The sequence below is a fragment of the Bradyrhizobium sp. HKCCYLRH3097 genome (assembly GCF_051167875.1).
GTDB lineage: Bacteria > Pseudomonadota > Alphaproteobacteria > Rhizobiales > Xanthobacteraceae > Bradyrhizobium.
Genome location: NZ_JBNPTX010000002.1, coordinates 485,252 through 498,048, shown reverse-complemented (window position 1 = coordinate 498,048; position 12,797 = coordinate 485,252). Strand labels below are relative to the sequence as shown.

Genomic DNA, 12,797 nt, shown 5'->3' with positions numbered 1-12,797 from the left:
CCGGGCTGGCGTTTGTCTAGATTATGCCGCACTCTTGCCATCCTATGTCATGACGGGTCGAATCGTACCCCTTGGGGTCGGTCACCTTTCCCGGGTGGTCCGAAAAGGGGGGTATATCGGGGACGTGATGGCTTCCAGTGAAGCAAGCGTAGACGTTCTGTTGTCGCAAGGCCGCTTCGGGCGCTCCGAAGCGATCGCACTCGTGCTTGCAGCACTTGCGGTCGCAGCGGGCGCGGCCGCATGGGTCGGAGCCAACAGCGATGAGACGTCGCTTGCGAGCGCGGCGATTCCGGCCGCCGCCGCGCCGTCCATGACCTTCGAAACACGTTTCGCGCCGGCCTCCGCCTCGGCCACGGCCTATTCGGAAAAAGACGCGGTTCGCGCGCTCGACCGTTTCGCCCTTCGCGGCGCGATCGACCGCCAATTGCTCGATGCCCGGGCCGCGCTGGTGAAGGGCATGGAAGCGCGTGATCCGGGCGCTCGCGACCCCAGCAACAGCGATTGGCGGCCGATGTTGACGGAGGGCAATACCGTCACGATGCCTGCACCGGGCGTGCCGCTGCCGCGCCCGCGCCCGTCCGTCGCCAACCTGCCGACCAGCCTGGTTTCGGCCAGTGCGCCTGAAGCGGTCGGACGCGTCGACGATCGCTCCATCCTGCAGAAGCTGTCCGACCTGTTGCCGAGCCCGACCAAGTTCGCCTCGCTCGGTCCGGATAGCGGCATCGTCCGATCCGGAATCGATCTCGGTGCGCTCGGCTATGACAAGACCGCCGTGTACGACATCAAGGCCAAGATGGTGTATCTGCCGTCCGGCATCGGGCTCGAGGCCCATTCCGGCATGGGCAGCCTGCGCGACGACCCCGAGCACGTCAATCAGCGCATGGTTGGCGCGACCCCGCCCGCCACCTATGACCTGAAGCCGCGCGAAAAACCGTTTCACGGCGTTCGCGCCCTGCGCATGAACGTGGTGGAAGGATCGACGCTCGGCCGGAGCGGATTGCTGACCCACCCCTATATGCTGGGTCCGGAGGGTGATTCGAACGGCTGCGTCTCGATCAAGAATTACGATCGCTTCCTGAAGGCGTATGATGACGGCGAGTTCAACCGACTCGTTGTCGTCGTCGGGCTCGAGGCTGGCACCCCGACGCGGACCGCGCAAAAGACCGAGTGACGTTTTGTTGCTGGGCCTCGGCGCGACCTCGGCGGTGACGCCCGTCGCATCTTCCGGAAGGTCCCCATGATTGATCCCGCAAACTCGGAAACGCGTCTGCGTACTACCTTCAACATCAAGGTGAACGGCAAGCCGGTCGTGATTTCGACGGTCGGGCAGGCCCATCAGTTCCTCACCAGCCTCAACGCCGTCGAGTGGATGGAGTTCAAGTCGCTGCACGACCAGGCCATGGCCGCCCTGCAGGCCGCGGCCGACAACGCCATCATGACAGTGCAGGCCACCAACGCCGTGCGAACGCTGTTCGTGAGCGCGAAGCTGTTGTGAGACTGGATCATCCCCCAGGGCACCCGCGGCCTCTGGCTCGTGTTGATGCCTGCTTTACATTCGGTGTCATCGCCCGGCTTGCCGCCTCCGCTAAAGCTGCGGCGCGCCCTGGCGCTCGTTGCCGCGTCGAAGCCCATCGGGCGAAGACGGGACCGGGCGACCCAGTACGCCGCCGCAGTCGTGATTGATCGAGAGGCCGCGGCGTAGTGGATGTCCCGCCGGAGCCTGTCCTCGGGCTCGCCGAAGGCGAGACCCGGGGGCGGGGCATGACGGCGGTGGGTGGCGCCACGGTCTCTCAACATCGTCATGCCGGGGCGCGCGCATGCGCGAGCCCGGCATCCATAACCACGAGCGGGCGTGTCGGCCAGGTGTGTCGCTCCAGCGTGCTCCATCAGTTCTGCTGCGGCGTATGGATTCCAGGCTCGCGCTCCGCGCGCCCCGGAATGACACCGAGCGATTTGAAGCACCGTCCTGCGAAGTCTCATTCACGCACGCCCTCGCGTTCTCGCCGCGCTGATGCGCCCGAGTGATCCATCCGTCTTGCCCTCCGCACAGCAGAGGGCGCGGGGAATGCCGGGATGCTGGCCGCAACCCATGGCCCGCCTGCAGAAAAAAAGCAGGCGGCAGTCACCACAGGTTCAGCCGGGCAACCGGCATTCCCCGCGCGATGATCTTAACGGCTGCTTCGCGCGCTCCCCGGTGCGCCGGGCGTTCTGGTCACCGTGCACGACAACGCGCTTTGGGCGCGCCACCGTGGGGGGCATCAGCGTCGGGATGCCAGGACCACGCGACTTGACCGTACGCGACGTCAGCGTTCGTCGGCGCAAAGATGCGCTGCGCTGCCATCGCGTCCACCGCTCCTCCCGCTCCACGTCCGTGACGACCGCGAACCGCCCCTCCTGCGAGCGGGAGATGGCGCGACAAAAGCACTGAATTAGATTTAGGAAAAGCAGAATATTTTTGGCGGCGGGACTGGACAGGCCAAATCAGCTTGATGGGCCTGCGGAAAATCGTTTCCGCGCGCACCGCCGTTGCTGCCGATTCAGGCCCTGGAGGTGACGCCGCGAGATGGAAATGCGCCTTGATTTGCCCGACGGGCAGATGGTCGCTTCGTTCCGATGATCGTTGTTCGACCGAGAGCCGCGGGGCGAACATGTTTGTTAGTCGCCCGGCGCACGCTGATCGCGCGAGGAAGCGACGACAGGCCGAAGCACGCTCGATCCGCGCCACGCGAAACGACCGGGGATGGTCTTCGCCTGCATGCCGCGATGCACGCGCTGGGCCGTCCAACATCATTGCACGGGAATGGATCGGCGAGGCCCAGGCCGGGCTGCCGCTGGAGCTGTTCTACGAAGGCGGCGAGTGACTCTCGCTGATGCTGCGGCGCGGCCGCAGCGTCAGTCGGCCATCTCGGCGGCGTCGAGCGCGATCTCCTCGCGCTCGGCCTTCTCGGCCGTCGGAGCGTTGGCGGTCTCGGCCGTTTCGAAATCGTCCTCGGCGATCTCCTGGACAGGAGCCTCCTGGACCTCGGCCGTCTCGACCTGCTCGGCGGCGAGTTCGGCGGCCACGACGGCCTCCGGCCCGGCGTCGTCATTGGCCGGCGTCGAGAACAGGTTGGGGGCGGGAATGGTGGTGGGCACCACCGGCCGCTGCTTGGCCTTGTACCAGGACGAAAATTTCTGCGAGATGCCAGCTTCGAACTCGGCGAGCGGCATGCTGTTGCCGTCCTCGTCGGTGATGACGACCTGCCAGCCTTCCGCCTCCATCACCTGTGCGTTGGCGAGAACGATGAGGGCGCTTTCGCGCTGCTTGCGGATTGTCTGCTGCTCCCGCTCAGCCACCATCGTGTACGCCATGAACCTGACTCCCACACCTGAACTCGGGACACGTGATGGTCCGAAGCACCATCAGGACGCCGCCACTACGCCGTGAGAGTGTGAGCGCGGCTGGGCCGGATTGCGTTCGCCTAATGACAATTTGGCGGCGTCTCACGGGTTCCGGCAGCGCAAAAGGAGTCGAAGATGCAACAGGCCGCAAAATTGTGGTGCAGGAACGAGAGCGCTTGTTGAAGGCGCGCCGCGACGTGTCATCATTTGATTCTGCGGCGGCAACTGCTTCGCGACATCAGCGAAAGCAGCGGGTGAACCGGACAAACAGCGGGCGAATTGGGGACGGCGATGCGAACTCATCTGTTCAGGATGCGGAATTGGAATGTGGCGATGGCAGGGCTTGCGCTGGCGATGGTCGCCAGCCCGCGCGCGGGCCATGCCTTCACGGAGGACGACCAGCGGCGGCTGTGCACGGGCGACGTGTTCCGGCTGTGCTCGTCGGAGATTCCCGATCGCGACCGCATCATTGCCTGCATGATGAAGCAGCGCGCCAGCCTCAGCGACGGCTGCCGCAGCGTGTTCGGCCGGCCATCCGAGCGCTCCGCTTCGGCCACGGTGACGCGCTGAGCCTGCCTCGTCTCGTTTCTGCAACCACGCGCCGCCGGTCCATCGATCTGCGGCGTGACCATAATGACCTCCATGACATGACGGCGTGGTAGTCTGGCGCGGATCGTCCGGCCAGGAGTTGACCCGCCATGAGCTTCCGCATCCTCGTCCTCTACGGCTCCTATCGCTCCGACCGGATGGGCATCCGGCTCGCGCAATTCGTCGTGGACGGGTTGCGCGCCAAGGACCAGGACGTCGAGCTGATCGACGCCAAGGCGGTCGGCCTGCCGATGCTCGACCGCATGTACAAGGAATATCCGCCCGGCCAGGCGCCAGCGGCCATGGCCGAGCTTGCGGCCAAGATCCGTGCCGCCGACGGCTTCGTGTTCGTCACTGGCGAATATAACTGGGGCATGCAGCCGGGACTGAAGAACCTCACCGACCACTTTCTCGAGGAATGGTTCTGGCGTCCGGCGGCGATCGCGAGCTATTCCGCCGGCCGGCTCTCCGGGGCCCGGGCCGCCACGGCGTGGCACGGCACGTTGTCGGAGATGGGCATGGTGGTGGTGTCGAGCACGCTTGCCGTCGGCCCGATCGGTCAGGCGCTGTCCGCCGACGGCAGGCCGACCGGCGATTCCGGCCAGTCGCTGGAACGCGCGTTTCCGCGTTTTGCCGACGATCTCTTGTGGTGGGTCGAGGCGGGCAGGGAGCAGCGGGCGCGCCGGGCGCCACCTTACTGAGCGCGGGCATCAGTGCAGGCCGGAGCGCAAGCGCTCCGGCTCTTGCGCCACGTCCGCGAACCAGATCCGCTAACGTTGTTCGGCGCTGCCGGTCCCGTTGGTGACCGCGCGCTGACGCGCCGGGGCGCTTGCGCCCTGGCCCTGACATGGCCGCTCCATCCAGGTTCCGTCGGGGGCCTGCTGGTAGGCGCGGCACGGCAGGGACGACGTGGTCTGATCATCCGGCTTGGGCGTCTGGGAGCTTTTCGCCAGTGCGGGGGCGGCCGTCGCGACGAGGGCTGCCAGCGAACCGACGTAGATCATTTGGCTGATCCGCATCTTGGGGGTTCTCCTGCTCGAAGCACTCTCGATTCAAAGTCGAATTGTGGAAACTTTTAGGCAAATGGCGCCTGCCATGGCGGGAGGCTTAAGGATCGTTTGCGACGTGGCCTGCCTCGTTAAGACGTCCGCGGAGCTCCCGGCCGCGCGCGTGGCTTTCTCTGGGCTGGCGTTGCGCCAATGCTGACGCTAAGAGCGGCGTGACGCGCGCAAGCGCCCTCGTGACCGCGATGCGGCGCTCCGCCCGGAACGCCTTGTGCGGACAACGGACGCCGCCATGGCAGCCGGCGCTCCGACATCAGCCGCGCGATCACGGATCGCGGCGGTTCCGCTTCAGGGCGGGAGGGAGATCGCGCAGGCTGAGAACTGTGCGAGCATGACGAGACCCCGATTGCCCTCCCTGATCGCGCTGCGTGCCTTCGAGGCCGTCGGCCGCAAGGGCAGCGTGCGCGCCGCCGGCGACGAGCTCGCGGTCAGCCACACCGTGGTCTCGCGCCATCTGCAAAATCTGCAGCGCAGTCTGGGCGTGGCGCTGGTGCGGGCGGAGGGGCGGGGCCTCGCGCTGACCGAGGCCGGACGTCAGTTTCATGCCGAGGTCAGCCAGGCCTTCGACATCATCGCCCGCGCGACAATCTCGGTGCGGCCCGTGGCGCGTCCGACCCTGAACATCTGGTGCATTCCGGGCCTCGCCAATCGCCGCCTGCTGGCGCGGCTGCCCGAGCTGAGCGGCCCGCCGCGCAACTGGGACATCAATCTGCAGCCGACGCTGGCGCACCCCGATTTGCAGCGCGGCGAAGCGGATGCGGAGATCGTCTATGCCGAAGCGGTCGACCGGAGCGGCGGCCTGGTCGCTGAGGAGCTGGTGCGCCCACGCGTATTCCCGGTCGCAAGCCCGGCCTATCTGGCAAGGTTTCCGGCGATCGCGACACTCCCGGGCCTCGCCAGGGCCTCGCTGATCCACGAGGAATCCACCGCGCAATGGGAGCAATGGTTCGAGCTGGCGGGGTATCGGGAGCCGGTCACGTTGCGCGGTCAGCGGCTGTGGCACGCGCATCTCGCCATCGAAGCCGCCCGCTTCGGCCAGGGCGTCGCGCTCGCCAACGAGGTGTTGGTCGCCGATGATCTGCGCAGCGGTGCGCTGGTCGAGGTGATCCCCTCGGCACTCCACATGGGAGCCTATCAGCTCGTCGCGCTGCGGGAGCGCTGGGACGAGCCCGCGATCGTCGCGCTGCGGGCTTGGCTGAAGAATGTGCTCGCCGCGTAGCTGCGCGCTCGTCCCGCTGGGTCCGGTGCATTGCAGGCACCTGTCGTCGGGAACAAGCTGATTGATCGCGACGGCTCTCGGCGTAGCCTGCGGCTCGATTTTCCCACGAGGAGTTGAGCCATGGTTGCGAATTCGGCTGCGAACGAAGACCTGCTGGCGCGACGACACGAGGCCGTCGTCCGGGGCGTGAGCTATGCGACGCCGTTGTTTGCTGACCGCGCCCTCAACAGCGAGGTGTGGGACGTCGAGGGCAAGCGCTATGTCGACTTTGCCGGCGGCATCGCGGTGCTCAACACCGGCCACTGCCATCCGCATGTCGTTGCCGCGATCCGGGCGCAGCTCGACCGCTTCACCCACACCTGCTTCCAGGTGCTGCAATACGAGCCGTATGTGCGGCTGAGCGAGCGGCTCAACGCGCTGGCGCCGATTTCGGGGCCGGCCAAGTCGATCCTGCTGACGACCGGCGCGGAGGCGACCGAGAACGCCATCAAGATCGCGCGCGCGGCCACGGGGCGCAGCGGCATCATCGCCTTCACCGGCGCGTTCCACGGCCGCACCGCGCTCGCCAATGCGATGACCGGCAAGGTGATGCCGTACAAGAAGCATTTCGGGCCGCCGCTGCCAGGCGTCTGGCACGCGCCGTTCCCGATCTCCGGCAGCAACGTGACGGTCGAGGATACGCTGTCCTACATCAACTTCATCTTCAAGGCCGACATCGACGCCTCGCAGGTCGCGGCCATCATCATCGAGCCGGTGCAGGGCGAGGGCGGCTTCCACCAGGCGCCGCCGGACCTGATGCGCGGCCTGCGCCGCATCTGCGACAGCAATGGCATCGTGCTGATCGCCGACGAGGTGCAGACCGGCTTCGGCCGAACCGGCAAGATGTTCGCGATGGAGCACTACGACGTGCAGCCGGACCTGATCTGCGTCGCCAAGAGTCTCGCCGGCGGCATGCCGCTGTCCGGCGTGATCGGACGTGCCGCAATCATGGACGCCGCGGAGCCGGGCGGCCTCGGCGGCACCTATGGCGGCAATCCGCTGGCCTGCGCGGCGGCGCTCGCCGTGCTCGACGTGTTCGAGCAGGAGAAGCTGCTCGACCGCGCCAATGCGATCGGCGAGCGGCTGCGCGCGGCGATCGAGCGCTTCTCGCGCGCCAACAACCTGGTTCCGGTTTCCGGGCCGCGCGGTCCTGGCGCGATGGTTGCATTCGATATCCTGAAGCAGCGCGGCAGCGACGAGCCGGATTCCGAAATGACCAAGCGCGTGACCCGCGTGGCGCACGAGAACGGACTGATCCTGTTGTCCTGCGGCGTCACCGCGAGCACCATCCGCATCCTGGTGCCGCTGACCGCGTCCGACGAGATCGTGGACGAAGGGCTCGCGATCCTGGAGAAGTGCCTGGCCGCCTGACGCGTGGCCGAGGTGAACTGGAAGGCTGGAGGTTTGAGACGTGACCGACGCTGCGGCGGCTGTGCCGAATGACGTGATGGAGCGGCTCGCCGCCGCTGTCGATGCCAACTTCGCCAAGCAGGTCGCCTTCCTGCAGCAACTCGTCCAGTTCCGCAGCCTGCGTGGCGAGGAGGCGCCGGCGCAGGACTGGCTGGCTCGCGAGTTCGCGACCCGCGGCTATCAGGTCGACCGCTTCAGCCTCGAGGATGTCGACCTGATGCGCCATCCCAAGGCGGCGCCGATGGACAGCATCGCGCTCGACGGCTCGCAGCAGGTGGTGGCGACGCTCGACGGCGCGGGCAAGGGCCGCAGCCTGATTCTGCAGGGCCACATCGACGTCGTGCCGGAAGGGCCGACCGATCTCTGGGACGATCCACCCTATGAGGGGATCGTGCGCGACGGCTGGATGATCGGCCGCGGCGCGCAGGACATGAAGGCCGGCGTCTCCGCGATGATCTTCGCGCTCGACGCGATCAAGGCCGCCGGCTTCGTGCCGGACGGACGCATTCACCTGGAGACCGTGACCGAGGAGGAGAGCACCGGCAACGGCGCGCTCTCGACCTTGATGCGCGGCTACACGGCGGATGCCTGCCTGATCCCGGAGCCGACCGGCCACACGCTGACCCGCGCGCAGGTCGGCGCGATCTGGTTCCGGCTGCGCGTCCGCGGCACGCCGGTCCACGTTGCCTATGCCGAGACCGGCACCAATGCGATCCTCTCGGCGATGCATCTGATCCGCGCCTTCCAGGAGCACACGAAAGAGATCAACGCGCGTGCCAAGTCGAACGCCTGGTTCGCTGCGGTCAAGGATCCGATCAAGTTCAACGTCGGCATCATCAAGGGCGGCGACTGGGCGAGCTCGACGCCGGCCTGGTGCGACCTCGATTGCCGGCTGGGCGTGCTGCCGGGCGAGACGCCGGCGCAGGCCATGGCCGGCATCGAGCAGTGTCTCGCGAAGGCGCAGGCCGCAGACAGCTTCCTGTCGGAGAATCCGGTCGAGCTGGTGTGGAGCGGCTTCCAGGCCGATCCTGCGGTGTGCGAGCCCGGCAGCGCCGCCGAGGCGGCGCTGGCCGAGGTACATGCACGGGTATTCGAGAAGCCGCTCGACGTGCGGCTCTCTACGGCGGTCAACGACACCCGCTACTATCAGGTCGACTATGGCATCCCGGCGCTGTGCTACGGGCCCTATGGCATCGGTCCGCACGCGTTCGACGAGCGTGTCGATCTCGACAGCGTGCGCAAGACCACGCTGTCGATCGCGATGTTCGTCGCGCAATGGTGCGGACTGCGGCCGGCATGATCACGGTCGCGCTCCTCAGCCGTCCCGGACTGATGGATCCGATGCAGGCGCTGCTCGCGCGCGAGCTGCCGGGCGTGACCGTCGCGTCATGGCCGGAGTCGGCGGCACGCGACGCCGACCTTGCCGTGTGCTGGAAGCCGGAGCCCGGCGCGCTGGCGGCGATGCCGAAGCTGAAGCTGATCCATTCGATCGCAGCGGGCGTCGACAACATCCTGTCCGATCCGACCGTGCCGGACGTGCCGCTGTGCCGGATCGTCGATCCCGATATCTCCGCGGCCATGACCGAGTTCGTGCTGTGGGGGACGCTGTATTTCCACCGCGATTTCGATCGCGTCGTCAGCAATGCGCGCAACGGCGTGTGGCGGCGTTACGAGCAGCGCGCCGCGAAGGACCGCCGGGTCGGCATTCTCGGTCTCGGCGAGCTCGGCTTTGCGGCGGCGATCCGTCTCGTCGAGCTGGGGTTCGCGGTGAGCGCGTGGTCGCGCTCGCCCAAGGCGCTCGCCGGTGTGCGGACCTATGGCGGCGCCGATGCGCTCGACGCCTTCCTCGGCGAGACGGAGATCCTGATCTGCTTGCTGCCGCTGACGGCCTCGACCGAGGGCCTGCTCGATGCCGGGCGCCTGGGCCGGCTGCCCAAGGGCGCCGCGCTGATCCTGTGCAGCCGCGGCGAGCACCTGGCGACGGAGGATCTGGTCGCGCTGCTTCGCAGCGGCCATCTGCGCGGCGCGGTGCTCGATGTCTTCGCACATGAGCCGTTGCCCGCGGACGATGCGCTGTGGCGCGAGCCGGGCGTGCTGGTGACGCCGCACATGGCGGCGATCGCCTCCTGGGAGGTGATCGCGCAGCAGGTCGCGGAGAATGCGCGGCGGTTGCTGCGCGGAGAGCCGTTGCGGAACGTCGTCGATCGCGCCCGCGGCTACTGATTTACCAGCGTGTCTACTCGAGTGTCTGCACCGGCGGCGCGACCGGGCCGCGCGGCGCCGGCGGAGCGACAGCGACGGTCCGTGCAGGCGGGGGTGCGCTGCGCGGCGCGGCCTGCGGCTGCTGCTGAGACTCGGTCATCGCAGCCTGGCTGTCCCTGACCGGACGCCGAACCTGCTGCGACCGGGCTGCACGCGAGCGGCGGAAGCCCCAGGAGCGCGCGATCGAAGGACCTGCGGTATAGCCGACGACGGCGCCGGCAACGGCCCCGACCGGTCCAAATACGACGGCGCCCGACAAGGCGCCCAGTGCGGCATCGCCGCCGCGGTGCTCGTCGGCCATCGCCGCCGATGCCGTCAATGTCAGCGCCAAGGCCGCGGCCGTCAGCAGTCTGGTCATGAGATGTCCCCTCCGTCGCAACAGCGCCGAAATGGCGGACAAATGTGGCGAGAAGAATGCGAGGAGCGGAACCTGTAAGGAAGCCGGTAACCCTAATGCGGACACAATGTCTCAGCGCCGGGGAGGGCGCAGTGCGCAGCTCCGTTCAATGCATCGGGCCGAGCACCGACGTGAATGGCATGGCGATGATTTCCTCGCCGAGATCGTCGGAAATGTGCAGCACCCAGTCGCGCCAATCCTCCTCGCTCTCGGACGAGATCAGCGACTGCATGACGCGCTCGGCGTGATCACAGGCCTCGGCGAGATCGATGACCGCGGTTCCACGCCGATCGACGAGGAACTCATCGGGATTGGAGCAGTGGAAGAAGACCTGCGTCATGTCCGTCTCCTCAATCGCCCTCCGGCGAATCTCAGTCAGAAGTAACAGCGTGGCGGCGCGCGCGAAATCGGATTGATCACGTAAGGTAAATTACGGGGCGCAGTCTGGGCCGGTGGAACCGGACGTGCAGTGATCCAGCTCACGGAACGCATCGGCGCAGAGGAAGTTGTCGCGAACCATTCGATCCGGCGACAGGAGCTCGACATGATGTCTGAAGTCCAGATCCACGCGATCGCCCGGCAGATGCTCGAGATGCACGGCGCCTCGGCCGTCGCGCAGGCTGCGCAGAAGGCGCAGCAATGCGAAGCCAGTGGCGAGGCCGAGGAGGCCCGCGAATGGCGCCACATCGCGGACGCCATGAGGATGATGCGCGGTCCGCATCAGAGCTGACATCGGATTCCATTTTACCGAATATCGCCGCGCGGTCCGTCGGATCCGCCGACTCTGCTCCGCACCAGCCGGCGGTGGATACGTTCCGTCAAGGGAACGTGTGCCGCATCTCATCCTGGTTTCCGACCCATTTTCCACGCAAGAATCGGGCAACATGATTCGGCAGTGGATTCGCCGCTGACCAACGTTGCCGGCGCGCCCGCCGTCCAGGGATTATTGCCATGGTCTTCTTCAAGCGTGAGCTGAGCCCCGTCGAGATCTTCGAGCGTGCGCTGAAGGACAAGCAGGCCGCGCGGCAGCGGCTGACGGACCGTCTCCGCGTGGCCGAGGCGGCGCTGGACGAGAAGCGCGTCGTCGCGGAGCGGCTCGCCAAGGCCGGCGCCAGCAACGGGCAGCTCGATCGTGCCGAATCCAAGATGCAGGCCGTCGAGCAGAAGGCCAAGGCGCTGCGCGCATCCGTCGCCGAATGCGACGAGCAGATCATCCTGGCGGAGCGCGCCTTCGCCGACGCGGTGGCGCAGCGCGACCGCGACCGCGCCGCCAACGACATCGAGGCCGTCGCCACCGCCATCGAGCAGGCGGTTCCTCGCTTCGAAATCGGTGCGGCGGCGCTCGTCGATGCGGTCACGCGCGGCCGCGCGGCGCTGAGCGAGGCCAGTCGTTTCGCGTCCGATGTCGACGACATCCGCCGCGAGGTGCTCTCCGCCGCGGAGCTGATCTGCTGGGAGCTGCGCGCCGCCGCAAGCCGCACGCGGGCCGGCAACATCAACGTGGCCCTGCTGGCGCCGCCCGAGACGCGGCAACTGCCCGCGCCCGAGACCGACCGTCAGATGATCTATACGCTGAGCCCGCTGACCTGGCGCGAGGGCGAGGAGGTGAAGCGCGTCGCCGCGTTCACCATGACGGCGCTGCCCAAGGCCCTGTTGCCGCTGGCGCTGGCGCATCAGCACGTCGACTATCTCAACGCGCGCCGGGTCCAGACGCTGATGCACGTCCATGGCGGCGGACAGCAGCAGAGCGAGCCGATGCCCGACGATCCGGCGCTGGTCGATCTCGATGCGCTGGGTGCGCAGGCCGAGGAAAGCCCGCAGGCTGATGTCGCCTGAGCGCGTCCAAGCGCGCAGGCGCGCCGGAGCGCGGCTGAAGCTCGTTGGATCGGCCGTGCTGCTGCTGATTGTCATCAGCGCTGCACGGGCGGAAAATCTCGATGCCGGCAAATCCGGTGCGCGGCTGTTTGCGGACAGCTGCGCCACCTGTCATCGCTCGGCACGTGGGCTCGCCAAGGGGCGCTTTCGCCTGACGCTCTATCTGTTCCTGCAGAAGCACTACACCAGCAGCGACGACGCCGCGTCGGCCTTGAGCACCTATCTGCAGTCGGTCGATGCGCCGGCAGCCGCGCCGGCCCGCCGTCCCCCTTCGCGGCGCCCGGCCCATCGTGGTGAGACACGACCGCCGCGGCCGCCGCTGCCGGTGCGGGGACGTTAGCGATCGCGCTGCACGTCGCGCTCCGCCTCTCTCGTCACGTGAGGTGAACGGGCCGCGGCGATCGAATTTGAGCTGCTCAGGTGCAGCCGCTCGGCCCGCAGTTTTCCGGTGTGTGCCCGTCCGGGTGTGGCCGATATCCTCGACCTGGGCTATGCTCGTCGGCCAAGGTGCTCGACGCCTCCGGGAGGCCGATCTCGCGCGTGTCCGTGCGAAGCTGGCCGT

Annotated in this window: 15 protein-coding genes; 11 read left to right on the top strand and 4 right to left on the bottom strand. The window is 67.5% G+C overall.

The annotated features are described in order from the left end of the window. Nucleotides 1-127 precede the first annotated feature (127 nt). Both ACQR0U_RS07945 and ACQR0U_RS07940 read left to right on the top strand, forming a co-directional pair. Nucleotides 128-1,171 (top strand): DUF2778 domain-containing protein, encoded by a 1,044-nt coding sequence (locus ACQR0U_RS07945; RefSeq protein WP_315712643.1) that lies wholly within the window; start codon nucleotides 128-130, stop codon nucleotides 1,169-1,171. A 66-nt stretch (nucleotides 1,172-1,237) separates the two neighbouring features. Next, a complete protein-coding gene (locus tag ACQR0U_RS07940) occupies nucleotides 1,238-1,495 on the top strand; it encodes a hypothetical protein (protein WP_315712312.1) in 258 nt (85 codons plus the stop codon). Between the two features lie 1,397 nt (nucleotides 1,496-2,892). Here ACQR0U_RS07940 and ACQR0U_RS07935 read toward each other — a convergent pair. Then, entirely contained in the window at nucleotides 2,893-3,351 is a 459-nt protein-coding gene (locus tag ACQR0U_RS07935) for a hypothetical protein (RefSeq protein ID WP_315751744.1), read from the bottom strand. A 363-nt stretch (nucleotides 3,352-3,714) separates the two neighbouring features. Between ACQR0U_RS07935 and ACQR0U_RS07930 the strand changes: the two genes are divergently transcribed. Further along, a complete protein-coding gene (locus ACQR0U_RS07930; RefSeq protein ID WP_315712310.1) occupies nucleotides 3,715-3,951 on the top strand; it encodes a hypothetical protein in 237 nt (78 codons plus the stop codon). Nucleotides 3,952-4,079: 128 nt separating this feature from the next. Beyond that, entirely contained in the window at nucleotides 4,080-4,670 is a 591-nt protein-coding gene (locus tag ACQR0U_RS07925) for an NADPH-dependent FMN reductase (protein WP_315826823.1), read from the top strand. A gap of 69 nt (nucleotides 4,671-4,739) precedes the next feature. On the opposite strand, the gene ACQR0U_RS07920 is transcribed toward ACQR0U_RS07925, so the two are convergent. Next, nucleotides 4,740-4,988 (bottom strand): hypothetical protein, encoded by a 249-nt coding sequence (locus tag ACQR0U_RS07920; RefSeq protein WP_315712308.1) that lies wholly within the window; start codon nucleotides 4,986-4,988, stop codon nucleotides 4,740-4,742. Nucleotides 4,989-5,364: 376 nt separating this feature from the next. On the opposite strand from ACQR0U_RS07920, the gene ACQR0U_RS07915 reads away from it, so the two are divergent. The 4 genes from ACQR0U_RS07915 (at nucleotide 5,365) to ACQR0U_RS07900 (ending at nucleotide 9,924) form a co-directional block, all read left to right on the top strand. Further along, nucleotides 5,365-6,252, top strand: coding sequence for a LysR substrate-binding domain-containing protein (locus ACQR0U_RS07915; RefSeq protein ID WP_315712307.1), 888 nt, complete (start codon nucleotides 5,365-5,367; stop codon nucleotides 6,250-6,252). 120 nt (nucleotides 6,253-6,372) lie between these two features. After that, on the top strand, nucleotides 6,373-7,662 hold the full coding sequence (gabT, locus tag ACQR0U_RS07910) for a 4-aminobutyrate--2-oxoglutarate transaminase (RefSeq protein WP_316192638.1): 1,290 nt from the start codon (nucleotides 6,373-6,375) through the stop codon (nucleotides 7,660-7,662). Between the two features lie 40 nt (nucleotides 7,663-7,702). Further along, nucleotides 7,703-9,001 (top strand): ArgE/DapE family deacylase, encoded by a 1,299-nt coding sequence (locus ACQR0U_RS07905; protein WP_315751741.1) that lies wholly within the window; start codon nucleotides 7,703-7,705, stop codon nucleotides 8,999-9,001. Next, a complete protein-coding gene (locus ACQR0U_RS07900; RefSeq protein ID WP_434872119.1) occupies nucleotides 8,998-9,924 on the top strand; it encodes a 2-hydroxyacid dehydrogenase in 927 nt (308 codons plus the stop codon). The genes ACQR0U_RS07905 and ACQR0U_RS07900 overlap by 4 nt, the downstream gene beginning before the upstream one ends. Before the next feature lie 13 nt (nucleotides 9,925-9,937). On the opposite strand, the gene ACQR0U_RS07895 is transcribed toward ACQR0U_RS07900, so the two are convergent. Both ACQR0U_RS07895 and ACQR0U_RS07890 read right to left on the bottom strand, forming a co-directional pair. Continuing rightward, on the bottom strand, nucleotides 9,938-10,321 hold the full coding sequence (locus tag ACQR0U_RS07895) for a hypothetical protein (RefSeq protein ID WP_315712303.1): 384 nt from the start codon (nucleotides 10,319-10,321) through the stop codon (nucleotides 9,938-9,940). Between the two features lie 145 nt (nucleotides 10,322-10,466). Then, on the bottom strand, nucleotides 10,467-10,700 hold the full coding sequence (locus tag ACQR0U_RS07890; RefSeq protein WP_315712301.1) for a DUF6894 family protein: 234 nt from the start codon (nucleotides 10,698-10,700) through the stop codon (nucleotides 10,467-10,469). Nucleotides 10,701-10,907: 207 nt separating this feature from the next. On the opposite strand from ACQR0U_RS07890, the gene ACQR0U_RS07885 reads away from it, so the two are divergent. The 3 genes from ACQR0U_RS07885 to ACQR0U_RS07875 all read left to right on the top strand — a co-directional run bounded on the left by ACQR0U_RS07885 (nucleotide 10,908) and on the right by ACQR0U_RS07875 (nucleotide 12,575). Next, nucleotides 10,908-11,090, top strand: a complete 183-nt coding sequence (locus ACQR0U_RS07885) for a hypothetical protein (RefSeq protein WP_315712640.1) — start codon at nucleotides 10,908-10,910, stop codon at nucleotides 11,088-11,090. 221 nt (nucleotides 11,091-11,311) lie between these two features. Beyond that, nucleotides 11,312-12,196, top strand: a complete 885-nt coding sequence (locus ACQR0U_RS07880; RefSeq protein WP_315712299.1) for a hypothetical protein — start codon at nucleotides 11,312-11,314, stop codon at nucleotides 12,194-12,196. After that, nucleotides 12,186-12,575 carry a cytochrome C gene (locus ACQR0U_RS07875; protein WP_316194141.1) on the top strand — a complete coding sequence of 130 codons (390 nt, stop codon included), beginning with the start codon at nucleotides 12,186-12,188 and terminating at the stop codon, nucleotides 12,573-12,575. The genes ACQR0U_RS07880 and ACQR0U_RS07875 overlap by 11 nt, the downstream gene beginning before the upstream one ends. The last annotated feature ends 222 nt before the right edge of the window (nucleotides 12,576-12,797 follow it).